The sequence below is a fragment of the Rugosibacter aromaticivorans genome, assembly GCF_000934545.1.
In the GTDB taxonomy this organism is placed as follows: domain Bacteria; phylum Pseudomonadota; class Gammaproteobacteria; order Burkholderiales; family Rhodocyclaceae; genus Rugosibacter; species Rugosibacter aromaticivorans.
In genome coordinates, this window is record NZ_CP010554.1 from 669,733 (window position 1) to 692,940 (window position 23,208).

Consider the following 23,208-nt stretch of genomic DNA (forward strand, 5'->3'; position numbering starts at 1 on the left):
CCGAGGTACCCCCTGCGGGGCGTGTCGGTGATACGCCGCGAAGCTTTGAATCTGACCGCAGGGAATGTTTGAACCCGCTGTTGGGCAGAGCCGTCTCTGGAAGGCCCTCTTTGGGGATGGCGTACGAGACACAGGGCACGCAGCCTACTGGTCTTCTTCCCAGTGGAACGTGTGCATTACCCGATGCACGACCGGCGTGAGCACGATGCCGGCGATGACCAAAAATAACAAGCCCGCATAGAGCGCATACAGGCCGGCAAACAATTTGCCCCCATCTGTGTGGGGCGCGTCGACAGGCCCCATGCCACCCATGAGCATGGCAGCATTCAAAAAGGCATCCCGCCAGGGAAGATGCTCGAAATACATGTAGCCCGCCATGCCGAGCAAGAGAGAGAACAGCAACAGGGCAAGCGCAACTGCTGCGTGGCGAAGCACTCGCCGCGCAAATTGCCTGCGGGGAAGGGGTGGGTGGGCCTTTGATTCGTACATGAGCGTTCGGTTGATCAGCGTGAAATGGCTATGATTATGCCGCATGCTCAAGCGAAACTTACACGCAGGGAAACATGCGTACGGTGGGGTGGTAGCGTCATCTGCTTTATCGCCTTGTTCCTTGCGTAAAAAACTTTTTTGGTGAGGTGAGTGTGCCGCAAGAAAACTGACACCGAGTAGAGTCCCCCATTCACTTCTACCGGCAGTTGAATTGACAATTCCAACGTGTATTTCGGTAATTTCTTTGACCTTTGACAATTGCGAGTCCAACATCACTTCCTGAAATCTGCTTAGTACCGCACGACTCTCATCACCGCGTTCTGGAAACAGGCTGCTCTTTTCCGATGTCACGATACGATGTGATTCTCAATAATCCAGAGTATTTCGTTCCTTTCCAAAACGCCCAAACAGGACGGGTAGCAGCAGGAGCGTGAACAGTGTGGCGCTGACGATGCCGCCAACGATGACGACGGCAAAAGGACGTTGTGTTTCCGATCCAATACCATGTGAGAGCGCTGCCGGCATCAGGCCGATCCCTGCCATCAAGGCGGTCATGATAATAGGCCGCAGGCGACTCACGGCACCATCGGAAATCGCATCGTTAAGCGAAGCGCCACGGCGCAGAAGGTCAAGCACCTGTTCGACCATGATGACACCATTCTGTACGGAGATTCCTGCCACAGCGATGAATCCAACCGCTGCCGACACCGAGAGGTGCAGGCCGGAAAGTGCCAGTCCGCAAAAGCCGCCGATTAGCGTAAACGGCACCATGGCCAATACCAGTGCCGCAGGTCGCATACTACGGAAGGTCCAGAACAACAGCAGGAAAATCAGCCCCAGCGAAATGGGCACGATGATCTTGAGCCGCTTCATGGCACGTTGCTGGTTTTCGAACTGTCCTCCCCAAGTGATACTGTAACCAGGCGGCAGCACGATCTTTGCGGCTACTTTAGCTTGAGCCTCGGTAACAAAGGAGCCCTGGTCGCGTCCCATTAGATTGAGTTTTACGATGACATTGCGTCTCCCCGCTTCGCGCGAAATGCGCGCGGCACCCTGGCGCACGTCGATACGGGCAATTTCAGCCAGAGGAATCGTCCCGCCACCAGGCAGAGCGACTGCCAGTCCGCCAACATCATCTACCGCATCGCGGAACTGCTCAGCGAGCCGCACGGTAATGTCGAAGCGGCGGTCGCCTTCGTAGAATCCACCAACAGTAACGCCGCCCAGCGCAGTTTGCACGGCCATATTGGCATCGCTGACATTAACGCCCAGCCGCGACAGCGTGGTGCGATTCAGATGAATATCGATTTCACTTTGTCCGCCCACTTTCAACGCTTCAACATCGGTAGCACCATGGATGCTGCTGAGTAGTTCGGCTATCTGTTCGCCTTTGTCCTCCAGCACCGTGAGGTCAGGCCCGAATACCTTGACGGCGATTTCGCCCTTCGCGCCTGAAAGCGATTCTTCAACGTTGTCCTGAATCACTTGCGAGAAGTTGGTGGGAACACCAGGAATCGTGTGAATCCGCTTCTCCATGTCGGATATCAGTTCCTCCTTATCGCCGAATCGCCATCCCATGCGGGGTTTCAAGTCAGCGAGGATCTCAACGCTGTTGGTACCCTTTGGGTCAGTGCCGTCGTCGGGCCGGCCGATTTGCGAGATAACAGTTTGCACTTCCGGATAGCTGCGCAGGATATCGCGGACGCGCCGCTCGACGTTGTGCGTTGTTTCCAGCGCCGTCGATGGTGGAAGGGTCAGTGTGAGCCAGATATTGCCTTCATCCAGCTTAGGCAGGAACTCGGTACCCAACAGCGGCGACAGCAGTAGAGTCAGTATCAGTAGTGCTGCGCTACCCGCGATGACTTCTCGACTTCTTTTCTGAGACAAAGCCAAGATGCGACGATATTTTTCTTGTAAACGATGCATCCAGGGGCTGTGCTTTTCGCCCATGTCTTCACGCTTCATGGCGAACGACAACAGCGCAGGAACTAGCGACAAAGTAAGGATCAGTCCTCCCAGCAATGCGAAAGAAAGCGTCAGCGCGACGGGCGTGAAAATTTTCCCCTCGACCCGCTGGAATGTAAAGATTGGCAGGAAGGCCAGGATGATGATGGACTTGGAAAATAGAATCGGATGACCAAGCTCCATGACGGTTTGCTGCAATGTGTGCATGCGCCACGGCAGTCCTGCATGTTGCGGATTGTTTTCCGAATGCTCGAGTGCTAGTCGAACCATCAGTGCTTCGGTGAGGACTACCGCAGAATCGATAATGATGCCGAAGTCGACAGCACCAAGCGACATCAGGTTGGCGGACACTCCAAGTGCATGCATGCAGATGAAAGCGAACAGCAGTGACAACGGAATGATCGAGGCCACAATCAAGGCGCTACGCCAGTTTCGCAGGAACACGACCAGAATGACAGAAACCAGCAAGGCGCCGACGAGCAGATTTTCGACTACTGTGCTGACGGTACGCTGTATCAGGTGACTACGTTCGTAAATCGGCTTCAACTTCACGCCTTTCGGTAGTTTGGCGTTTATCTCGTCGATGGTCTTTCTGACCTGATTCACTACCTTTGTCGCATTTTCACCCTTGGTCATCTGCACGATGCCTTCGATGACGCTGTCATGCTCGTTGTAGGTGACGATACCGGAGCGAGGGCGCTCGCCGGTCACGACGTTCGCGATGTCGCGTACCAACACGGTGCGGCCATTGCGGCTGGCGATAGCGACATCGCCTATGTCCTCGATGTTCTGAAACAGTCCTAACGAACGAACCACTAATCCTTCATCGCCACGGCGGACAATGCCGGCGCCAGTATTCGCACTGGCGTTGGAGAGTGCTTGTGTTACCTGATCGATAGTGACGGCATAACGCCGCAGTCGTTCCGGATCGACTCGGACCTGGTACTCCTTAATTGCACCGCCGAAGCTGACGACATCTGCGACACCAGGCACCATGCGCAAGTTCGGGCGTACCACCCAATCTTGCAGCGCGCGTATTTCTGTATCCGGCATAGCAGCCGGTACATCGATCACATACCGGTAGATTTCACCGACGGCCGTTGACAGTGGCGCCAGTCCCGGTTGCACCCCGGGTGGCAGAGTGACGTTGCCAAGTTTTTCCAACACTTGTTGGCGCGCGAAATAGTCGTCGGTATTATCGGCGAAAGTGAGGGTGATAACCGACAGCCCATTCATGGAAACCGAACGCAACTGTGTAAGCTGCGGTGTTCCGCTCATTTCGCGTTCGATCGGCAATGTGACTGCACGTTCAATTTCTTCAGGTGCCTGGCCGGGCATCAGGGTGACGATCTGCACTTGGACATCCTGTACATCGGGAAAGGCTTCAATCGGCAATTCGCTGATGGCGTAGCCGCCCGCAATGACGATTACGGCAGTTGCCAGCAGTACGAAGATCCGTTGCTGGAGAACGAAGGTGATCAACGGCGGCAACATCGGCTATTCGCCTCCGGCGAGTTCAGAAGCTAACAGTAGTGCGCCGGATTGAACGATTTTTTCCGTGGCGGTGATGCCAGCTGAGAGATACACGAAGTCGCGGTCCTGCAACGCAGCTTCGACACGCCGTTTCTCGAACTCCCCTGTCGCGCGCTCGACGAATACGAAATGGGTGACCCCTTGCGTGATGATGGCGGCGGAAGGCACGCGCAGCACCTTTGGCGAGTCTGCTGCCAATAAACGTACCCGCACGAACATCTCAGGCCGAAGTCGCCCATCGGGATTGGCTACCGATACGCGCACCGCAACACGTCGGGTGGCGGGATCGAGCGTGGGCGCCACGCGCTCGATAATAGCTGGGAATGACACGTTATTCCAGGTTTGTGCTTCGAGCGCGACCACCTGTCCGGGTTTGACCTTGTCGATCAGGTGCTCTGGCAAATCAATCATAGCCCACAATCGTTCGGGGTCGCTGACTACAAACAGCGGCGCTGCGTTCCCCGGGCCAACTTCAGCACCGGGATTGGCGTTGCGTTCCGTCACGATACCGCTAATCGGTGCGACAAGCGAGAACGTTTCACCCTTTGCACCGTATGAGACATGCAGATTGGCCAATCGCAGTTGTGCTCGTTCGTATTCGGCACGCGCCTGCTGCCAGTCGGCCTCGGCATCTTCGAGGCCCTTGTGTGCCAATACTTCACCTTCATACAGCGTCTTGTTGCGGTGAAAGGCATTTTCCTTGCGCTGTAAATCAGCCTTGGCTTTCTGTGCATCGGCCAGCGCGCTGCCGAGATCCGGCGAATCGAGAATCAACAAGGGTTGCCCCTTGTTCACGCGGTCGCCGATATCGACAGGCATCGACACGATGCGCCCCGCAAGAGGAGAACTCACTCTTGCGGTAACACTTTCATCATAGGCAAGTCTTGCATTCAGCGGCTCAGACAGCGGTAAGGGTGCTACAACAGGAATGTCGCTGTGAATCTCGGCTAACTGGGGTGATCCAGGGGGATAACGCAGGACGCCCTCTTTGTGTGTAAAAGCAGGCGCTGTAGTTGGCGTCGATTGATGCGTTTTCAGAAGGTTCCATCCGCCCGCTCCGGCTATGGCCACAGCTGTCAATATGATTAATAGGTTACGGTGAACTATCATTTTTTCTGCGTCTCCTGCATGGCAGAGCCGACCGTGTCGGCGAGTTCGATACGCCAAGCATAGAGCGCCTTGGCGTAGGCATCCTGAGTAGCCACCGTATCCTGTTCGGCGGCCTTCAGTGTGCGGCGTGCGTCGAGCAGATCGCCAATGTTCATCGCACCATGCTCGAATGAAAATTCTGCAGCATCGGCTGCGTGTCGCGCTTCGGGGAGAAGTTCTTCGCTGAAACGTCGAGCGCGGCGGCCAAGTGTGTCGACATCGATATTGCGGTTCACCAGGTCGGTGCGGGCAGCGATCTCTACCTTGCGCAAGGTTTCTAGCGCGGCGGTGTAATCCGTCTCGGCCTTGGCGATATCGCCTCGATAGTCGTTGCCAAAGAGCAACGGTATGCTGATCGAAAGACCGTAAAGCGGACTGTGCGTAGGCTGCGAATTTAGCGGGTTGTGTTCCACCTGCCCGCCGACCGTGACGTCGCGACTTTTCTGTGCGCGGGCGAGGTCGCGAGCAGCGAGTGCAGCCTCGACACGTGCGCGTGCGGCCGCAACATCGGGCCGTCGCGCGAGCAGGGCATCGAGATCGAATTCGGCGGATGCCTCTCTTCCGGTGTGCGAAGGCCAACTACCCTCCGCACGTAACTTCGAGACTTGCTTGCGCATATCCAGCAATGCTGCCAGCAAGGTTTGCGCTTGCCGTAAATCGCCTTGGGCCTGGTCGGCATCGGCTTCCGCTCTCGCGGCGTCGGTATGGGCACGCGCCACGTCAATGCGCGCCAGGTCACCTGCAGCGAGCCGCGTTTCTGCGACTTTTGCTGAGCGGCGCGCAAAGTGTGCACTTTCCACCGCCAGCGCTGCACGCTGTTGCGCCGCGAGCAGATCATAAAATGCGGCTGCCACGGCGATACGCTGCTGACGCAAGGTATCGGCAAGATCACTCTGGGCGGCGGCGAGATTTGCAGTAGCAGCATGAGTGCGCAACTCGCGTTTATCGCCACGTTCGAATACCTGGCTCAGGCTGAGAATACTGTCGACGCGTTTATCGCCGAGATGCCCACTACCGATACCATCGTGTGAATCGATGGCGGCGGTACTCAAACTCAGTATGGGGTTGGGTCTGGTATTGGCAGATTGAACGCCAGCTTCTGCATTAGCGACGGTAGCGTGCCTGATCGCAATATCCGGATTGTTGGACAGTAACTGCTGTTCAGCAGAATCTAGAGTTAGCGAAATGGTTTCGGTATCTAGCTCTTTCGCAATCGTGTCGGTAACGATGCAGCATAGAGCAAGGATCAAGAATAGGTGGCGAGACAACATTCTGTTGAAAATTCTGTTGGATGGCGGCTAAGAAAGGTGACGAAATGTCAGCACGACATTGTTGCCATCAAATGTCAAATGAGTTGCAAAAACTTAGGCTCGATCTGAGCGTTACCCATTTTGGATGGGCGAATATCAGCAAGCAATGCGACATTGCCGATGGGGGCTGTTGAATCCATATTACAGAATCAAGCCTTTCCGTAATCTTTCCTGAAGATTACCAATTGGAAAGGTTTGAAAAGTCGGCGCTACGACAACGCCTCTGTTGTTAATGGCTGGCGACTTCTGCAGGCAAAAGTGTGATGCGGGCTATCAGACCCCGCACACCATTTTCAAGCATTAGCTTTCCGGCATGCAACGTGGCGATTGCCGAAACGATGGAAAGTCCGAGGCCGTTTCCTGGAAGGCTGCGACTCGGGTCGACCCGATAAAACCGTTCGGTTACCCTTGGCAACTCCTCTGTAGGAATTCCGGGTCCATCGTCACGCACTACAAGAGAAACGGAATGGGCATCCGCTATGGTGCTGACTTCTACCGTAGCACCCGCTCCGGCGTACTTGATTGCATTGTCGATCAGGCTGGCAACTGCACTTGCCAAAAGATTGCGGTCGCCATAGGCAAATACAGCATCCTTAAGCGACGCTTTGAGTATTACCTGGCGACCTTCGGCTGTCGCGTCGTACAAATCGACCATGTCGAGCACAATGCGATTGAGATCGACCGGCTCGAAAAGCTTCGCGCGCATGCCCGATTCTGCTTCGGCGATCTGGAGCAATTTCTCGAAAACAAGAATCAAGTCATCGATCCCTTCGATTGCTGCATACGCCGCAGCGGAGAGAGCTTCTACGGTCATGTCATGACGCAGCGCATCGTCCAGTTTGCTGCGAATCCGGCTCAGCGGCGTTCTCAAATCATGGGCAATCGCGTTCGACACGTGTCGTGTGCTATCCATTAAATGTTCGATTCGATCCAGCATAAGATTGATATCAAGACTGAGTAACCCGAATTCGTCATTGCTCAAAATCGGGATTCGCCGCGTCAGGTCACCGGCCTCAATTTCAAGGGCGGTTCGGCGAATTTCGCCGATGCGGGTCTCAATCTGATGCCGAAAGAACCACGCGCCGGCAATGGTCAGTAGCAGCGATATCGAAGCCCCCGCAGCCAGGGCTCGCCACACAAGTATCCGAATAGATTTTTGCTCACTCAAATCACGGCCAACAAACAATAGCTCGCCATTTGGCAATCGGCTTATCAGTAACCGGGCCGAGACGGCCTTGCCGTCGCGCACGACATCTCGTGTGACCAGTTGCCCCAGTGGTGTATTTGTCGAAGGCCATGTCGAAAGATTGCCGGCGAGGTGACGCCCAGCCGGCGATAGCACAAGGAATATTTCCTTGTCGCTATCGATGCGGTCAGACAATTGACGGTTGATTTCAGTGGACAAGTCTTCGCCGCGACTTGCCTGAAATGCACCGGTTAAATTTTGCGAAATCGAAATGATTTTGGCATCGATATTTTGACCGAGTATCCCTATGGTTCCAAAGTAAAAGACAGTCGATACGAGGATGATAGAAACGGTAACCAATACACCGTAACCCAACATCAGCCTTGTGGCGAGCGACGTATGAAATCTATACATTCGAGGCAATTTCGTATGGGGCCAGCCGATAACCGGCTCCGCGTACCGTATGGATGAGCGTTGTCGCAAAGCCCTTGTCTATCTTATTGCGCAGTCGGCTGATCTGAACGTCAATGACGTTTGTCTGCGGATCGAAATGGTAGTCCCATACAGCTTCAAGCAACATGGTTCTGGTTACCACCTGTCCTTGATGGCGCATCAGGTATTCGAGCAGGCGAAATTCGCGCGGTTGCAGCACGATTAAACGTGAATTACGCGTAACTCGCATCGATCGCAAGTCGAGCACAAGATCCGCGACCTGGAGCTGGATTGCGTCGTGACCTGTGCTGGCTCGACGTAATATTACTTCGATCCGCGCAAGCAGCTCAGAAAAGGCAAACGGCTTGGAGAGATAATCGTCGGCGCCGATACGCAATCCCGATACGCGTTCGTCGATATTTGTCAGCGCACTGACAATTATCACCGGTGTTTTTTTGCCCAGATCGCGCAGCTTGGCAATGATAAACAAACCATCGACCTGTCCAGGCAGCAACCGATCAAGAATAACAATATCCCAGTGCTCGCTGGTTGCATAATGCAAACCGTCGAGCCCATTTCCACAAGACGTGACTGCGTAGCCGGCTTCTCTCAGGCCCTTGCAGATATAGCTGGAAGTATCGACGTCATCCTCGATAACGAGACAGCGCAATTCATTCTCCTTTTTATTGTGGACACAAGGGTTAACTCTGACATTTTCTCTTGTAGGGCAATACAATCCACTCTCGCTTGACACGGAATTTCACCTTCTACGCAGAGATTTTTCCATTAGCATTGCCGAGCATCATCAGCGTCAAGGAGGGATCATCGATTACCATGATGTTGATGCCTTATTGACCTGCGCTACAATGTTCAAGGCCTTGCATTTTCTTTGTCCATAAAAATCTGGATTGCGCAAACGTTAATTTAAAAAGCTGGGCTCGCTGCAGGAAAACTCACGCTGAATAGCACCCCACGCCCATCCCTGCCTTCGGTTGCGCTGACGCTTCCCCCGTGTATTTCGGCAATTTCTTTGACGATTGCGAGCCCCAGGCCACTGCCTTCTGCTCTGCCATCGATACCTCTATGAAACCGTTCGAAAACATGTTCACGCGCTTCCGCGGGTATCCCTGGCCCGTTATCTTCAACGCTCAGCGTGCGGTCTTGCGTCACGCTTACGGTCACTTGGCTGCCACGAGGACAGTAGCGCAATGCATTGTCCAAAAGATTGTCCAATAGTTCCTTGATTCGCATCGGATCACCTGTGATGACACAAGGAAAGTTGTCACCCTCAAACCCCAGGTCGATCCTCTGGTTCTTGGCTGGTTCGATCCATTCCATCGTAATCTGCCGTGCAAGCATAGCGAGATCAAGCGTTTTCATATGCAAAGACTGCCACGCACTTGGATCATTGCGAGCGAGTGAAAGTAACTGGCTGATTGCATGATTGAGGTTCGCGGATACTTTTTTAACCTGGTCAAGTGCATGGCGCGTTTGGGGTGGATTATCTTGCACTCGCGCAAAGTCAATTTGTGCCGATAATCCAGCCAGCGGGGTGCGCAGTCGATGGGCGGTATCTGCAGTAAAGCGTTTTTGAGCCTCAAGCATTGCCTGTAACCGCTCTAGTAAGCGATTAATTTCTTGCAAAAGGGGCTTTACCTCACTGGGCACTTCGCTCACATCCAGGGGCTGCATGTCATTGTGAGATCTTCTTGCAACAGCAATTCGCAGTGATTCTAGCGGTGCCAGTCCTTGCCTGATGCCTATGACAACCAACAAGGAGGCAAGGAAAATAATAATTGTTTGCGGTACTACAAAGCCGGTGAGAATATCTCCGGCGAGCATTTCTCGCTTGTTATCTGTCTCACCAAGCAAAATACGCCAGGAGTGAGGCTCTCCCGTCAATTCAATATGCAGGTTTTTAAAAACTGTCCGCACTGGCCTCCCCTCGACAACAGTATCGTAGAAGATGGGGTTTTCCCCAATAGTGGCCTTGGCATCCAGTGGCGGTAGCGGCAATTTGCCGTCACCTGCGATTAAATGGCCCTGCTCATCAAGTAGGCTGAAAAAATTCTTGTCGTACTGATCTGTCAACAGGATGTCCTGCATCTCCTTCATCGAGTGAAGGAGATCGATGCGCCCATTATTATTGAGTGATGTGCGTACAAGTTGATCGATGTCATTAGCAGACTCAATCAGAGCGCGGTCATAGGCATCTTCCGAATAGCTTAGTGCACGCTGATAGACAAATAATGTCCCCACGCTGAACAAGGTCAGCATGGGAATCAGCAGCCATATCAGCAAAATCCGGCGTAGCGATCTAGTCACTTTGTTTTTCCAGCATGTAGCCTAAACCGCGCACAGTGATGATATTCACTCCTAACGGATGTAGTTTTTTGCGTAAACGGTGAATATAGACTTCAATCGCATTGCTGCTCAGCGCTTCATCCCAACTGCACAATTTTTCCACGAGTTGCTCATTGGAAACGATTTTTCCAATTTTTAGCAGCATGGCTTCCAGAATGCCTAGCTCCCGTGCCGGGCAAATCATCGGTTTGCCATCAACCATTACCAAACGCTCGGACATGTCATAGACAAGTGGCCCATAGGTAATGATGTTCGTTAGCAGCGATTGGACACGACGTATATGGGCACGTATTCTCGCGAGCAGCTCAGGCATGTCGAATGGCTTGAGGACGTAATCATCGGCGCCAAGATCCAATCCTTTGACGCGATCATCGACTGAATCGCGCGCAGTAACGATGAGTACTGGCAGATTGGACTGGCGGGTGCGTAAACGGCGCAAAACCTCGAAGCCATCAAGTTGGGGTAAGCCGAGATCAAGCAGGACAAGATCATAGATCTGGTCGCCCAGTGCGAGATCGGCATCCTTCCCGTTGCGTGCCCAATCCACAGCATAACCTGTCTGTTGCAGGACACGCTGCATGGCATCGCCAAGGATGCTGTCATCTTCTACAAGCAGGAGTCGCATACGCTATTGACGTGCGGTGGGTGACAGCAACAGAGAGGGGGATGTGATCGTCATCAAGTGCATTTTTCCGGTGAATGTTCAAGCGAATAGAGCGTGAGTGAATACAGTGTAAGCGGCTTTTCTTACAGTGACCTTTCACGGGCGTAAGGTGGTTGTAAGAACGCCAGGGTTAACCTGCCAGCTGATTATTAAAAGGAGGGAGCGGCGTATGCTTTTTATTGTCGATTTTGATGGCACCTTATCCCTGCGTGATACGGTAGATGCGATGCTGGAACGTTTTGCCGATCCGGAATGGAAGACCGTGGAGCAGGAATGGCTTGATGGCCGCATCACCGCCGTACAGTGCATGCAGAAGCAATTACGCATGGTCAAATCCAACCATGTTTCGCTGGAAAAGTTTTTCCGTGAAATCCAGCTTGATGCCAGCTTTCTATCGTTCTACAAGCATGTCAGCCAGTTTTCTAAAGTAGCGATCGTCAGCGATGGTCTCGGCCATGCGATCAGAGTCGCCATGAAAAATGCCGCGCTCCCTGAGCTGCCTGTGTATGCCAACAAGCTGCACTTCGTGTCCGACGGCATCGATATTTCCTGGCCACATATGAATCCGACGTGCTGTGCCGGCAACGGTGTTTGCAAATGCGCTGTCGCGAACGATCTTTCCGGTGGCAGCCAACGCGTCATTCTCGTTGGCGATGGCAAGTCAGATGCCTGCCTGGCTAAAACAGCCGATGTGGTGTTTGCCAAGGGATCGTTGATGACATTTTGTAAAGAGAATGCGATACCGCATATTAAATTCAGGACCTTTGCCGATGTGTTGTCCGAGATCAGGACTTGGCCGCAAGAAACTCCGCAGCGCAGTGTCGGGCTGGCTTCTTAATCCACAGATTTGCATCGATATCACTAAATATGAATCAGAAAATTATCGAAATTCTTGACAAAAACAATAAGTATTGTTCGCATGGTGACACGGTCAACTACGCTGACCCACCGAAAGTCTTTGAAGACTGCGAAGGCAGCTTTCTGTTCGACGAAAACAATACCCCGTATCTGGATTGGCAGATGTGGTATTCGGCAGTGAACTTCGGCTACAAAAACAAGCGCCTCAGTGATGTGTTGCACAAACAGATTGATAAGTTGCCACAGCTCGCCAGCCAATATCTGCATAAAGAAAAAGTCGATCTGGCCGAGATTATCTGCAAGTACATGGAAGACAAACATGGCGTAAAAGGCCGCGTACACTTTAATGTTGGTGGTGCGCAGGCGGTGGAAGATTCGCTCAAGGTAGTGCGCAACCATACGGGGAAAACCCATCAGTTTGCCTTCATGGGTGGTTATCATGGCCGCACACTGGGCGCTTCTGCGATTACCTCCAGCTATCGCTACCGTCGTCGTTTCGGCAATTTTGCCGACCGTGCGCATTTCGTGCCATATCCCTACTGTTTCCGCTGCCCATATGACATGAAGGTGGAAACCTGCGATACCTATTGCCATAAAGAATTCGAGAAGCTGTTTGACACGGAATATCAATCAGTCTGGGACGAGAAAGCCCAGCAATGCGAGTTTGGTGCGTTTTATATCGAGCCGATGCAAGGCACCGGCGGCTACATCATCCCGCCCGATGGTTACATGGCCAAGTTGCAGGCAAGTCTCAAGAAGCGCAATGTGTTGCTGGTTGCCGATGAAATCCAGATGGGTGTTTACCGCACGGGCAAGCTATGGTCGTGGGAAAACTTCGGCATTGTTCCCGATATCTTCGTATTCGGTAAAGCCATCACCAACGGCCTTAATCCACTGTCAGGTATCTGGGCGCGTGAAGAGCTCATTTCCCCGGAGAAATTCCCGCCAGGTTCTACGCACTCAACCTTCGCATCCAACCCACTGGGTACTTCCGTCGCACTGGAAGTCATGAAGATGACGCAGGCAGAAGACTTTGAACCACATGTTCGCGCGCGTGGCGCCTACTTCCTCAAGAAAATTCAGGAGTTAAAAACACGCTGGAAGGTGGTTGGTGATGTGAGTGGTCTGGGTCTTGCCCTGCGTATCGAACTATGTGAGAAAGACGGCTTCACCGCGAGCCGTGCATTGGCTGATCGCATGTTCAACGAAGGCCTGAAGGGCGACCTGTTAGTCAAGGACAAGAAGTATGGTTTGGTGCTGGATATCGGCGGCTACGAGAAGAACGTTATCACCCTGGCCCCTTCGCTGTTGATCACTGAAGAAGAAATCGACCTTGGCATTCACCTCTTTGAAATGCTGTTACGGCGCTGCGGTGCTGAATAAGGGCGCAGAATGAGTCTTACCATCGAAAATTGCCTGGGTAATACTGGCTACTATTACGACCAGGCGGGTGACGATGCGGTTCTGCTGATTCACGGCTTGACTGGCACGCCGGCGGAAATGAAGCCGATTGCCACACGACTTGCAAAACAAGGATTCAGCGTCATGTGTCCGGCTTTGGCAGGGCATTGCGGCAGTGTGGCGAATCTCAAAAAATCCCACTGGCAGGATTGGTATGGTGGCATCAGGGAGTCTTTTGATGCGCTCCGGGAAAAGCATGCGCGCGTGTATGTTTCCGGGTTGTCGATGGGCGCGCTGATGGCGTTGCTGCTAGCCAAAGAGAAAGGTGAGCGGGTGAGCGGGCTCTGCCTGCTGTCCACTACTTTTTTCTATGATGGCTGGAACATCCCGCATCTCAAGCGCAAGCTGTTGTTGCCCATTGTTTTGCATAGCCCGCTCAAATACTTCATGTACTGGAATGAGACACCACCGTATGGCATCAAGTGTGAGCGGACTCGTGCCATGGTGCATGCGGTGCTGCAAAAGCGTGATTCGAAGGCAGCAGAAAAAGTCGGCATTTTTCGCACCCCGGCTGTGACGATATTCGAAAGTAACCGGCTGATCAACGCCACCAAGAAAGCCTTGCATCACGTTCAATCGCCCACGCTGATCGTTCATTCCACTGAAGACGATACCGCCAGCCTGAATAATGCGCACTATGTGGCAAAGCGGATTGCCTCAAAAAAAATAGAGAAATTTTTTGTGGATGATACGTATCACGTGCTGACCTTGGACAAACGCCGGGCTGACGTTGCCAACCGCATGGCTGGGTTTTTCAAACAATGCACCGCCAATCCAGCTTAGGGCCTGATGCAGGAAAATCCACACAACCTGATTGAACCCGCCGCGTTAATTCGGCATTTTTTCCAACATCCGCCCGAGGGGTTTCCGGTTTTCAATATCAGCGGGGTGCCCGCATTTGAAACCAATTTCAATCTGCTCACCACGATGGCACCGAGTGATCGCCGGAAGTTTGAAAACTTTCCGTTCTATCGCTGGTGGCGCAAGTTCTTACAGCCGAGAACCTGTTTTATCGGTGCCACAGTCTCAGAATATGGACTGCTGCCTAAATCACAAGCCCCTGATGATTTCCTGGTCAGCCTGTTACGGGCCGCTGCCGATTATCCTTTCCTTATTGTCAAAGACCTGCCCAGCGAACCCCGGCTGGTTGGTGAAGCGGCTCACACCTATGTGCAGGCTTTCACTGCCACGGCACAACAATCCGGGTTTTTCATCATCGAGGGGCAAGCACTGGCTTATGTACCCATTGACTTCACCTCGATCGATGAGTTTTTGGCACGCATGCCCAAGTCCCGGCGCAAGGATATTAAACGCAAGACCCGATCTAATCCAGCATTGGCAATCGATAAAATTCCCACAGGCGATGCGAGATTCAACGACGAGATTTTACTGGCAGAGTATTACGCGCTGTATCGTCAGGTTTATGATCAGAGTGAAACCCACTTTGACCTGCTCTCACCCAATTTCTTCCGCGCGGTGCTACAGGATTCATCCTGCGGCGGCATCGTGTTCACTTATCGGGTGGAGGGAAAGTTAATCGGCTACAACCTGTGCTTTGTGCACGACGGCATGCTGCTGGATAAATACGTCGGGTTTTCCTATCCGGCCTCACGCGAGCACAATCTGTATTTTGTCAGTTGGATAACTAATCTGCGCTATGCGCTGGAGCAAGGTTTGCGTTATTACGTTGCAGGCTGGACAGACCCTGAAATCAAACGGCATTTAGGCGCCAGCTTCACCTTCACTTGCCACGCGGTGTACATTCGCAACGCGTTGCTGCGACAGGCGATGCGTCCATTCAAGCGCCTTTTCGAATCAGACCGCCGTTGGCATGAAACCACTCGTTCTTGATTTTGACCGATCGGTCAAGCCATTGACCGGCGAGCAGCGCATCGACTTGCACGACAGGCAGGAAGCAATTCGCTTCGGCTGCAGGATGAACGTGCTGGACAGATTAAAAGATACTCTCGGCGACGCGCTGGCTCATCAGCCCCATGTGGCTTTTATTGGCAGTGGCGACTTCCATCATCTCAGCTACTTGCTGATTGGGCGCTATGCTCGCCTTAACCGATCAATACAGGTGGTCGTGTTTGATAATCACCCGGACAACATGCGCTACCCGTTTGGCATTCATTGCGGCTCCTGGGTGTGGCACGTCAGTCGGCTCCCCTTTGTATCCCAGGTGCATGTGCTTGGAATCACCTCAAAAGATGTAGAAGCAGCGCATGGCTGGGAAAATCATTTGCGTAATTTGCATTCCGGCAAAGTCCGCTACTGGTGTGTGGGGCGGGATTTGGGCTGGATGTGGCTGCTAGGCATCAAGCAGAGTCAATCCTTTGCTGCGATAGCCCCCATGCTCGATGCCTTTTCCGACTATCTTGCATCATCCACTGACCCGATTTATCTCACCATCGACAAGGATGTGCTGTCCGTCGCAGATGCCCATACCAACTGGGATCAAGGCGTGATGCGTCTCTCCGATCTGGAAGCGGCCATCGGCCTGCTCAAGCGCCGCCTCATTGGTTGTGATGTTACCGGGGACATCTCTGTTTATTCTTATCAAAGTCGTTTCAAACGCTTTCTTAGCGGCATCGATGGTCAACCAGAGATTGCCGAAGCTGACCTTGAGCGCTGGCAGGTTGAGCAACAGGCGATCAACCTTAAGCTGTTGCAATGCCTATCCGGCTAATCAATGCGGGCTAGATAGCCGCGGCAATTTCCTGGCAAATCTGCTCGAATTTAGTTTCATCCAGCCACAAACTGTTGCTGATCGTGAGCATGCGTGCCGCAAAATCACGCGCATGGGGGATGTCTGCTTTATCTACCCGATCAACCAAATAGGAATAATCGGCAAGCGCATGGATGTAAAGGCGGCTGACGCCTAAGCCGGCACCCCACAGTTTCCTCAATGCCGCATCGCGCGCGGCCTGAGTGGGCATCAAGACCATGAAGAATGGCCATGTGCCTTTGCCCCCTGGTTCATCCTGCATGATCTTGATACCTGGAATGGCTGCAAGCTTTTCCAATCGCTGCATGGCCTGCAGATGCAGCGCATCGAGAAATTCCGGCAAACGTTTTAGCGCGTTGGCACCGACGGCTTTACGCCAGCGACCTACACGGTGCAGTGGGATGTCGTCGGAAAAATCATCGCCAACGGCTTTGATCAATTGCCCTTGTTGCAAGGCGCGGCGTAAGGGCAAGCCATAGGCAAACGGCAGCCCCCATGGTTGATACAGTGCCGCATAACCCAGCAGTTCCAGGCTGTGGCGCAGCTCCCACAGCCATTTGAATGAAGCGATTTCGGCCGCAGTGGCTTGAAACTGCTGGCGCAGGAAAGCATCTTGCGTTATCAGGACACCACCCTCATGGAGGGTCAGCCCTTTGCCGACAGCCAGGCTGTAGAACCCCGCATCGCCGGCCATGCCGACCGGCTGCCCCTGCCAGGTTGCGCCGAGGGACTGCGCCGCATCTTCGATGACATAAGCCCCGCTAGTGCGTGCGATGTCCAGTACCGGCGACAAATTGGCTACGCGCCCGCCGAGATGGGTGGCAATGATCGCCAGCGTATTCGCATCGTACAAGGCCGCAAGTCGATCATGATCGAGATCAAAGTGGTCGGGCTGCAAGTCGCACAGCACCGGCTGCAGCCCGCAATGCAATATGGCTAGTGCCACCAATGGGCAGGTGTAAGCGGGCAGGATGACCTTGCGGCGAGGGCTTTGCCGCTTGAGCGTGGTCAGGGTAATGATTTGTGCGGCTGTACCCGAACAGGTGATTTGGACAGCGGGCACGTGGATAAAGTGGGCCAGCCCCTGTTCCAGCGATGCACCCGCAGGGAACAGATCGCGCCATGTCAGCGGCAGCCCGGCAGTGGGCGGGATTTCCCTCAATGCGCTTGCTCCGTCTCGCTCATGCTGAGGAAAATAATTCCCGCCACAATGCACAGGCCACCGAAGACTTGCGTGAGTGACAAGTGCTCACCGAAATACATGACCGAAATGGCCAGCACGGTAATCACCTCCAAATGCGAAGCGGCAAAAGCGGGGCCGATCGGGGCGTGTTTAAGCAGCGTCATCCAGGTGATAAAGGCACCGCAGTAACCGAGCACGGCACCGTAAATCCACGGGCCGAAGACTATTTCGTGCAACCAGAGGGAGGTCAAGGCGAATTCGCCGGCATGGGCGGAAGCGAGCTTGAAGCAAACTTGCGTGAAGGTATCAAACAGTATCAGCGCACCGAAACCAATCACATAAAAATGTTTTTTGCTCATCCTGGCGCTCATGACACAAATCCGCCGGCCAGCGCAACGCCGATAGTGACCAGCCACATGCCGATGATGCGCATGCGATCCAGGCGTTCACCGAACAGCAGCTTGCCCGCCAGCATGACGATGACGATATTGATGGAACCGACCAGCATGCCCATCGATAAGGGCACGAGGGACAGCAGCGCCAGCCAGACGATGAATTCCAGGCAGAAACAACTGATACCTATCCATAAAGGGGGCGAAGCCAGCATGCTTTTCCAGCGCTGCCACTCGGTCTCATGCTCGGCGATTGCGGCTGATTTGAACGCCAGATGTCCGGCGGTATCCAGAATAATGTTGAGCAGCCAGAAGAGGATGGCGAGATTGGACAAAGCGAAAATTAGTGAAGTAAAAGGTGGGAGCAACTTATCACAAAACCGCGTCGTTTCTGGGGGTAGCGACAGGTGCATCAGTATGTTAGTCAAGCGGGTATTCGGTGGCAGCGCACGGCGGGTTGATCGATTAGCACCGTCCCCCAAGAAGGCTTTCCAGAGGCAGATCTGTGCCTCCTCCGGTCAGCTTCGAAGCTTTTCGCCGTGCCACCAGCGCCGACTTTTCGACTTGCATGCTGCGTGCAGCGACAGGCTGCCCATGAGCATGGCGATAGTCAGCACTCGATAGTGACAATGTGTGCCTGGATATTGCCGTCCACAGAACCCAGCCCAAACCGTTGGGCGATGGCTGACTCTGCGATGTCGGTTGCTTCGCCAAGCGACTTGCCACGCGCTTCGATTTCGCTACGCAGTGGCGTCCCTTGGCAGTATGCAATGGCAGGAATTTGCGCGGACGTGGCCTGACTGCGTGCCGCGACAATATTGATGCGGGGTGCCGACCTGAATCCACCGATTTTCAAGTCTTGCGCAATAGTAGCGTGGTCGTAGTAGCCATGCGGTGTGCGGGCCATGAAGCGCGGAGGGTCCTTGGGGAAGAGCGTTTCGAGTGCAGTCGACACCGTGTGAGCGAATTCGTTCTCCTCGATGCGATCCCACACGTTGAACATGAAAACGCCGCCTGGCCTGAGAACCCGACGTGCCTCCGAAAACGCCTTCGACTTGTCAGGAAAGAACATGACTCCGAACTGGCAGACCACGGCGTCAAACGTTGCGTCCTCAAAGGGCAGTTGCATAGCGTCCGCCTGACGCCACTCCACAAGGCGCTGGGTTCCAATCTTGGAAGCCATATCCAGCATTGGTTGATTCAGATCTGTCGCAACAATGGAGACGCTTTCGGGTAGCACGGATGCCAGCGCGCGAGTCACAACACCTGTGCCGGCGGCAATCTCGAGCACGCGAGCAAGGGGTCGTGAAGTCATCCGATTCACCAGGTCGGCGGCATAGGACTCAAATATCATCGGCACGAGATACTCTTCATAGAGCTGCGGAATGGGGCCGGCGAAGATTTTATCGGTACTAGGGTTCAAGGGTTTCTCCTTTGCGCCAAGGGTAATGCGGTTCAATAGTCAAGATGAATCTCTTTGACTACACCGCACCACGAGCGGTAATAGGCAGACAGCGCTCGTCAGCGAGAAACTTACCGCGATAGGCATTCCAGCGCAAGCCGGATGTGGCTGTACCCATCAGGGCATGGACATAGGCAGGCTAGAAAGCGGTGAATTTTTTCAATGCACCCGCCAAATCCATCACCGCAGCGGCGTAGAAGCTGCTGCGGTTGTAGCGGGTGATGACATAGAGTTTTGGTAACCCAGGCAGTATTCGGTGGGCGCGTCGGGGGGTGATAAGGTCGATCAATGCGGCGGGTTGGCTGCTGAGCTGATCATCGGGTTGATTACTAAGCGCTGTGTCATCAGCGCCAACTTTTCAGCGCTTGAAATGTTTACCGTTCATTTATGCCGCACGCTCAAGAATCAAGCCTGAACGACTCGGAGCATGGTTATACCAAGAAGGGTATGTCAAGGGTGCCAGCTTTCGGGTGTGGCAACGTCCCGGTTCAGCAGCGGCATGTAGCGCCGTTCGCTGCAATCGGTTGCTATGACGCACCGTATTCTGATTGCAACATCTTGTGCCGTGCGTGGTGTTGGTCTCGAAGGCGTCCCACAGGAAGGCGATGTATTCCTGCTCCTTCGGTGTCTTGAAGGACAGCGGCGGTAGTTGGTGAGTTCGGTGGTTTCTTCCATCTCAAACCTTGTGGACAAGGTCAAGAGCTTCGCGTATTAGCGGGAGAAGCTCGTCGCGAGTGAGGTGCCGGGCAGTTACATCGACAATTTCGCCGTGATGCGAGCCGTTTGCGACCGAGCATAGGTCAAACAAGCGCGGCTTGATGACTACGTCGACAAGCCCAGCCACGAAAAGGGTGGTCAACAGAGTTGCCAATCCGTGCTTGGCCTTGATGTCAGACGCAAGCACACGGTAGTACTTGGTTTTCAGAACGGTCTCGAAGAGCTTCCGCAAATTGCCCTGCATCGTCTCGGCTGTTGGTCCGAAATCTTCACCGAGGTAACGCTCCATGCTTTCGATCAAGCGGGCATGAGCGCTCTTGCGATCCTCCTCCATGTCCAGAACGGCAAATTGACTACCGTGCTTTTTATCGGAACGAACTTGCAATGTCTTGTTTTCTGGCATCTTGTCGCAAAGCATGTGCAGGAAATCTCGCTTGTGCGTAAACACGTTGAGTTGATTTACGGTAGGTGACAGGGTCAGTAGTAAGCGGGCCGTTGCCTCGCGCCGGGTCTCGTCGAGACTGGAAAGCGGGTCGTCGAAAACAACGATTTGCTTGTCGAGTACCGGGGTCTTCTCCAGCGCTGCTATAAAAAAAGCAAAGGCTAGAGTGCTCTTGTCACCTTCGCTCAGCGTATTCTTGAAGCACGGCGCTTCTTCTTGCCGAGTCGTCAGCGGGACAGTCTGCGACAAGATTAGAAAGCCGAAATCGCTATAACTCTCGTTTGCCCGCTCGTCGGTTTTTCCGGTCAGCCCGGTGATGGCAAAATCCGTTCCCAAGGTGCCAAGCAGTTCGTTGATGCGCTTCTGGTACGTGTCGAAGATGGTCTTGCCTGCCTCCTCAAGCTCCTTCTGCTTCGCATTCTTCTGGCTCTGCAAAGCGCCCGCGTCCTTTGTCGCTGCCGAGTAGTCAGTTGCCCATCTCTTCCATTCCAGGGTGAAGCGCTTCTTGATTTCTTGTTGCTTCGTCAGGTCTGCGCGGATCGAAACAACGTCCGACTTGGGAAGACTGGCAACGTACTGTTTCGCTTTCTCCGTGAAGGCGGAAACTTCGTTGTTGTACTCATCAGCCACCGCTTTCAAGGCGGCAAGTTCAGCCATAAGCGCGTCAATGGGCGAGAGGTCGGCATCGGCGTTCGGGTCCTTCTGCTTCTTTTCAAGTTCGGACAGGACCCTGCCTTTCGACGCTGCAAGTCCGGCGCTGTACCTATCAACCGTCGTCGCGAAATCGGATAACTTCATTTCCCCAAGGTACTTCTCCCACTGCCGCACTGTCGCAAGATTTGCGTTGTGGAGCGAAATCAGTGCCGTCAGGTCGTTGTCGAGATTCCATTTCTCGATGGATGTCAGTTGCTGGACAATACCTTGCTGATAGGCGCGAAATGTCTCGTCGAAAAACTCGCGGTATGCCTTCAAGAGATCGGCGGCGTTCTTGAGGTCCTGCCCGCAGAAAGGGCAATCCGCCTGCATCGCGTCAAGGCCTTGCCGGATGAATTGCCTTGCTTGAGACTTATCCTTGAAATTGTGGTCTATGTGGGCAAGAACCTCTCTCTCAGCGGCTTCGTGAACAGCAACCAACTTCTTGCTTGCAAGTGCTTTAGCGCCGGATAGATCGAATGATGGAGCCGCCATCAGGCGGGGATAGCCGAGTTTCTGGACAGTTTCCTCGGACTCCTTTGATTTGATATCTTGCTCCAGCTTTTGAATTCGCTCACCAACAGCGGTTTCCTCTGCCGCAGGAATGGCGAGGATTGCGTCGATGGATAGAGTGAAGCCACCCCTGTTGAACTGCGCGACAAGATTGGCTGCTTCCTGGCTCTTGGCCTTCTCCTTCGTTTTTAGCGCCGACAGATCTTCAGCCAGTTTCTTACCCTGCTCACCGATAATGATCTTGTGGATGTTCTTCTTGTGTTCGTGGCCGATCTCGTGCGTGAGGATGTTCGCCTGAATGAACGGCGCATCAAAAATCTGTATGTCTGGGTGCGGTTTGTCCCACCGTGACCCATCGAAAACATGGTTCACACCGCCAATTGCAATCACTGCTTCGGGGTTCGCCTTAGCGCCCAAGGTCTTTCGGGAGCGAATCAATTTCGGATCGTTATCGCGAAGTGAACGGAGGACATTGACGAAGGTGGTCTTGCCGTAAGCGTTGGGCGCGAAAACAAACGTGTTCTTATGCCAATCAAGATCATTCGCGCTGGATGAGAAGTCGTAGAACTTCCCGATGTTTTTTAACCGCTTAGCCTTTGTAATCATGTTTTCCCCCAGACGCGAGCGAGAGCAGCCTGAATCTTTTGCTCGAAGCGGGCGATCAGTTCGCGGTTGGCGGCGACCAGCGCTTGCTCGGCTTCGATCTCGGCGACGATGGCTTGCTGCGTGGCGAGGGGTGGGAGGGGGATTTCATAGCTCTCCACAACCGCGCGCGGAACACGTTGTAATCCGCCAGTTCCCGTCATCTGCGGCGTTGCATACATGCGGAATGCTGGCGTTGCGGCGCACATGAAAATCCACTCGGGAAGCACAACATCGGTAGGCCGCAGCACATAGAACTCACTTGAGCCGAAACCGATGCCGTTGCGCAAGCTGCGTGCAATACCAGCCTTTCCGTTTTCAAAACACGGTGTCACCTTCGCCAGAAGGACATCGCCGTCCCTAAAGTAGGTGTAACTCGTGGTCACTTCGTTCAATTGCTTCGTTTCTCTTGGTTCGAAGAACATCTCATGCTCGCCGATGTCCGACATCGGGACGAATGACACGACTGTTGAGCTTTCAAGGTTGGCAATCTCGGACTTGCGGGGATTCACAATGCAGGCATCCCCCAGCTCCACCATCGGCCAGTCGGGGTGGATGGGGATGTGGGGGCGGTAGTGGTCGAGGACGGCGCGGGCGCCGTTGATGACTTTCTGGTAGCCCTCGATCTCCGCCACAATCTCCTTCTGTACCTCCAGCGGCGGCAGGGGGATTTGGAGTTCGGAGAGAAAACGCCGCGTCACTCCACGAATACCGATTCCCTCCGCATTGCGTTCAACCACTTGAGCGATGTGGTGTGCTGCGACACGAATGAACTCAGGTGCGAGGCGCTCATTGTCTTTCGATACAAGTGCCGTGAGGTCTTGATTGATGGCGTAGTCGTCGTTTGCGAATGCGAACTTTCCGACGGAGACGCGGGTGATGATGATGGTCGAACCTTTGGGAGCAATTCGTGTGGACGTCTCTTCAACCGCCTTTTTGGAAATGAGTTCGCAATCGATGATGAGTCCGCGTTCGTCGATGTGCTTCGATGAAATCCATTTCACCGAGCCGTTTGTCCAATACAA

At 53.7% G+C, this 23,208-nt stretch carries 20 protein-coding genes; 5 read left to right on the forward strand and 15 right to left on the reverse strand.

Annotated elements, in window-relative coordinates; translation table 11 throughout:
- Positions 1 to 144: 144 nt before the first annotated feature.
- The 8 genes from PG1C_RS14560 to PG1C_RS03565 all read right to left on the reverse strand — a co-directional run bounded on the left by PG1C_RS14560 (position 145) and on the right by PG1C_RS03565 (position 11,053).
- On the reverse strand, positions 145 to 840 hold the full coding sequence (locus PG1C_RS14560; protein WP_237218279.1) for a hypothetical protein: 696 nt from the start codon (positions 838 to 840) through the stop codon (positions 145 to 147).
- Between the two features lie 15 nt (positions 841 to 855).
- Positions 856 to 3,948, reverse strand: a complete 3,093-nt coding sequence (locus PG1C_RS03535) for an efflux RND transporter permease subunit (RefSeq protein WP_202636040.1) — start codon at positions 3,946 to 3,948, stop codon at positions 856 to 858.
- A gap of 3 nt (positions 3,949 to 3,951) precedes the next feature.
- On the reverse strand, positions 3,952 to 4,839 hold the full coding sequence (locus PG1C_RS03540) for an efflux RND transporter periplasmic adaptor subunit (RefSeq protein ID WP_202636041.1): 888 nt from the start codon (positions 4,837 to 4,839) through the stop codon (positions 3,952 to 3,954).
- 254 nt (positions 4,840 to 5,093) lie between these two features.
- Positions 5,094 to 6,386 carry a TolC family protein gene (locus tag PG1C_RS03545; RefSeq protein WP_202636042.1) on the reverse strand — a complete coding sequence of 431 codons (1,293 nt, stop codon included), beginning with the start codon at positions 6,384 to 6,386 and terminating at the stop codon, positions 5,094 to 5,096.
- A gap of 289 nt (positions 6,387 to 6,675) precedes the next feature.
- Entirely contained in the window at positions 6,676 to 8,046 is a 1,371-nt protein-coding gene (locus PG1C_RS03550) for a sensor histidine kinase (protein WP_202636043.1), read from the reverse strand.
- Positions 8,039 to 8,818: a winged helix-turn-helix domain-containing protein gene (locus PG1C_RS03555; RefSeq protein WP_479687750.1), complete on the reverse strand. Its 780-nt coding sequence runs from the start codon at positions 8,816 to 8,818 to the stop codon at positions 8,039 to 8,041. Before PG1C_RS03555 ends, PG1C_RS03550 begins: the two co-directional genes overlap by 8 nt.
- 170 nt (positions 8,819 to 8,988) lie before the next feature.
- Positions 8,989 to 10,341, reverse strand: coding sequence for a sensor histidine kinase (locus tag PG1C_RS03560; RefSeq protein WP_202636044.1), 1,353 nt, complete (start codon positions 10,339 to 10,341; stop codon positions 8,989 to 8,991).
- Positions 10,342 to 10,381: 40 nt separating this feature from the next.
- Positions 10,382 to 11,053 (reverse strand): response regulator, encoded by a 672-nt coding sequence (locus PG1C_RS03565; protein ID WP_202636045.1) that lies wholly within the window; start codon positions 11,051 to 11,053, stop codon positions 10,382 to 10,384.
- A 208-nt stretch (positions 11,054 to 11,261) separates the two neighbouring features.
- On the opposite strand from PG1C_RS03565, the gene PG1C_RS03570 reads away from it, so the two are divergent.
- The 5 genes from PG1C_RS03570 to PG1C_RS03590 are packed head-to-tail and all read left to right on the forward strand — an operon-like array spanning position 11,262 to position 16,100.
- A complete protein-coding gene (locus tag PG1C_RS03570) occupies positions 11,262 to 11,930 on the forward strand; it encodes an MtnX-like HAD-IB family phosphatase (RefSeq protein WP_202636046.1) in 669 nt (222 codons plus the stop codon).
- A gap of 29 nt (positions 11,931 to 11,959) precedes the next feature.
- On the forward strand, positions 11,960 to 13,333 hold the full coding sequence (locus PG1C_RS03575) for an aspartate aminotransferase family protein (protein WP_202636047.1): 1,374 nt from the start codon (positions 11,960 to 11,962) through the stop codon (positions 13,331 to 13,333).
- A gap of 9 nt (positions 13,334 to 13,342) precedes the next feature.
- Positions 13,343 to 14,194, forward strand: coding sequence for an alpha/beta hydrolase (locus PG1C_RS03580; protein WP_202636048.1), 852 nt, complete (start codon positions 13,343 to 13,345; stop codon positions 14,192 to 14,194).
- A gap of 6 nt (positions 14,195 to 14,200) precedes the next feature.
- Positions 14,201 to 15,262: a GNAT family N-acetyltransferase gene (locus PG1C_RS03585; RefSeq protein WP_202636049.1), complete on the forward strand. Its 1,062-nt coding sequence runs from the start codon at positions 14,201 to 14,203 to the stop codon at positions 15,260 to 15,262.
- A complete protein-coding gene (locus PG1C_RS03590; protein WP_202636050.1) occupies positions 15,243 to 16,100 on the forward strand; it encodes an arginase family protein in 858 nt (285 codons plus the stop codon). The genes PG1C_RS03585 and PG1C_RS03590 overlap by 20 nt, the downstream gene beginning before the upstream one ends.
- Before the next feature lie 10 nt (positions 16,101 to 16,110).
- Here the strand turns inward: PG1C_RS03590 and PG1C_RS03595 are convergent, their stop codons facing one another.
- The 7 genes from PG1C_RS03595 to PG1C_RS03625 form a co-directional block, all read right to left on the reverse strand.
- On the reverse strand, positions 16,111 to 17,301 hold the full coding sequence (locus tag PG1C_RS03595; protein WP_237218280.1) for a DegT/DnrJ/EryC1/StrS family aminotransferase: 1,191 nt from the start codon (positions 17,299 to 17,301) through the stop codon (positions 16,111 to 16,113).
- On the reverse strand, positions 17,298 to 17,681 hold the full coding sequence (locus tag PG1C_RS03600; protein ID WP_202636052.1) for a DMT family transporter: 384 nt from the start codon (positions 17,679 to 17,681) through the stop codon (positions 17,298 to 17,300). The genes PG1C_RS03595 and PG1C_RS03600 overlap by 4 nt, the downstream gene beginning before the upstream one ends.
- 8 nt (positions 17,682 to 17,689) lie before the next feature.
- Positions 17,690 to 18,142 (reverse strand): DMT family transporter, encoded by a 453-nt coding sequence (locus tag PG1C_RS03605; RefSeq protein WP_237218281.1) that lies wholly within the window; start codon positions 18,140 to 18,142, stop codon positions 17,690 to 17,692.
- A 182-nt stretch (positions 18,143 to 18,324) separates the two neighbouring features.
- Entirely contained in the window at positions 18,325 to 19,137 is an 813-nt protein-coding gene (locus PG1C_RS03610; RefSeq protein ID WP_237218282.1) for a class I SAM-dependent methyltransferase, read from the reverse strand.
- Between the two features lie 178 nt (positions 19,138 to 19,315).
- The gene (locus PG1C_RS14965; protein WP_202636053.1) at positions 19,316 to 19,465 is read right to left on the reverse strand and encodes a lytic murein transglycosylase; all 150 of its coding nucleotides are present in this window, start codon (positions 19,463 to 19,465) and stop codon (positions 19,316 to 19,318) included.
- A gap of 387 nt (positions 19,466 to 19,852) precedes the next feature.
- Positions 19,853 to 22,147, reverse strand: a complete 2,295-nt coding sequence (locus PG1C_RS03620) for an AAA family ATPase (protein ID WP_202636054.1) — start codon at positions 22,145 to 22,147, stop codon at positions 19,853 to 19,855.
- A complete protein-coding gene (locus PG1C_RS03625) occupies positions 22,144 to 23,208 on the reverse strand; it encodes a restriction endonuclease subunit S (protein WP_237218283.1) in 1,065 nt (354 codons plus the stop codon). The genes PG1C_RS03620 and PG1C_RS03625 overlap by 4 nt, the downstream gene beginning before the upstream one ends.

Excerpts from the sequence above, each read along its gene's own strand:
- PG1C_RS03580 (WP_202636048.1), top strand. The coding sequence starts at position 13,343 with ATGAGTCTTACCATCGAAAATTGCCTGGGTAATACTGGCTACTATTAC.
- PG1C_RS03550 (WP_202636043.1), bottom strand. The coding sequence starts at position 8,046 with ATGTATAGATTTCATACGTCGCTCGCCACAAGGCTGATGTTGGGTTAC.
- PG1C_RS03585 (WP_202636049.1), top strand. The coding sequence starts at position 14,201 with ATGCAGGAAAATCCACACAACCTGATTGAACCCGCCGCGTTAATTCGG.
- PG1C_RS03575 (WP_202636047.1), top strand. The coding sequence starts at position 11,960 with ATGAATCAGAAAATTATCGAAATTCTTGACAAAAACAATAAGTATTGT.
- PG1C_RS03620 (WP_202636054.1), bottom strand. The coding sequence starts at position 22,147 with ATGATTACAAAGGCTAAGCGGTTAAAAAACATCGGGAAGTTCTACGAC.
- PG1C_RS03600 (WP_202636052.1), bottom strand. The coding sequence starts at position 17,681 with ATGAGCAAAAAACATTTTTATGTGATTGGTTTCGGTGCGCTGATACTG.
- PG1C_RS03570 (WP_202636046.1), top strand. The coding sequence starts at position 11,262 with ATGCTTTTTATTGTCGATTTTGATGGCACCTTATCCCTGCGTGATACG.
- PG1C_RS03560 (WP_202636044.1), bottom strand. The coding sequence starts at position 10,341 with ATGCTGACCTTGTTCAGCGTGGGGACATTATTTGTCTATCAGCGTGCA.
- PG1C_RS03565 (WP_202636045.1), bottom strand. The coding sequence starts at position 11,053 with ATGCGACTCCTGCTTGTAGAAGATGACAGCATCCTTGGCGATGCCATG.
- PG1C_RS03590 (WP_202636050.1), top strand. The coding sequence starts at position 15,243 with ATGAAACCACTCGTTCTTGATTTTGACCGATCGGTCAAGCCATTGACC.
- PG1C_RS03535 (WP_202636040.1), bottom strand. The coding sequence starts at position 3,948 with ATGTTGCCGCCGTTGATCACCTTCGTTCTCCAGCAACGGATCTTCGTA.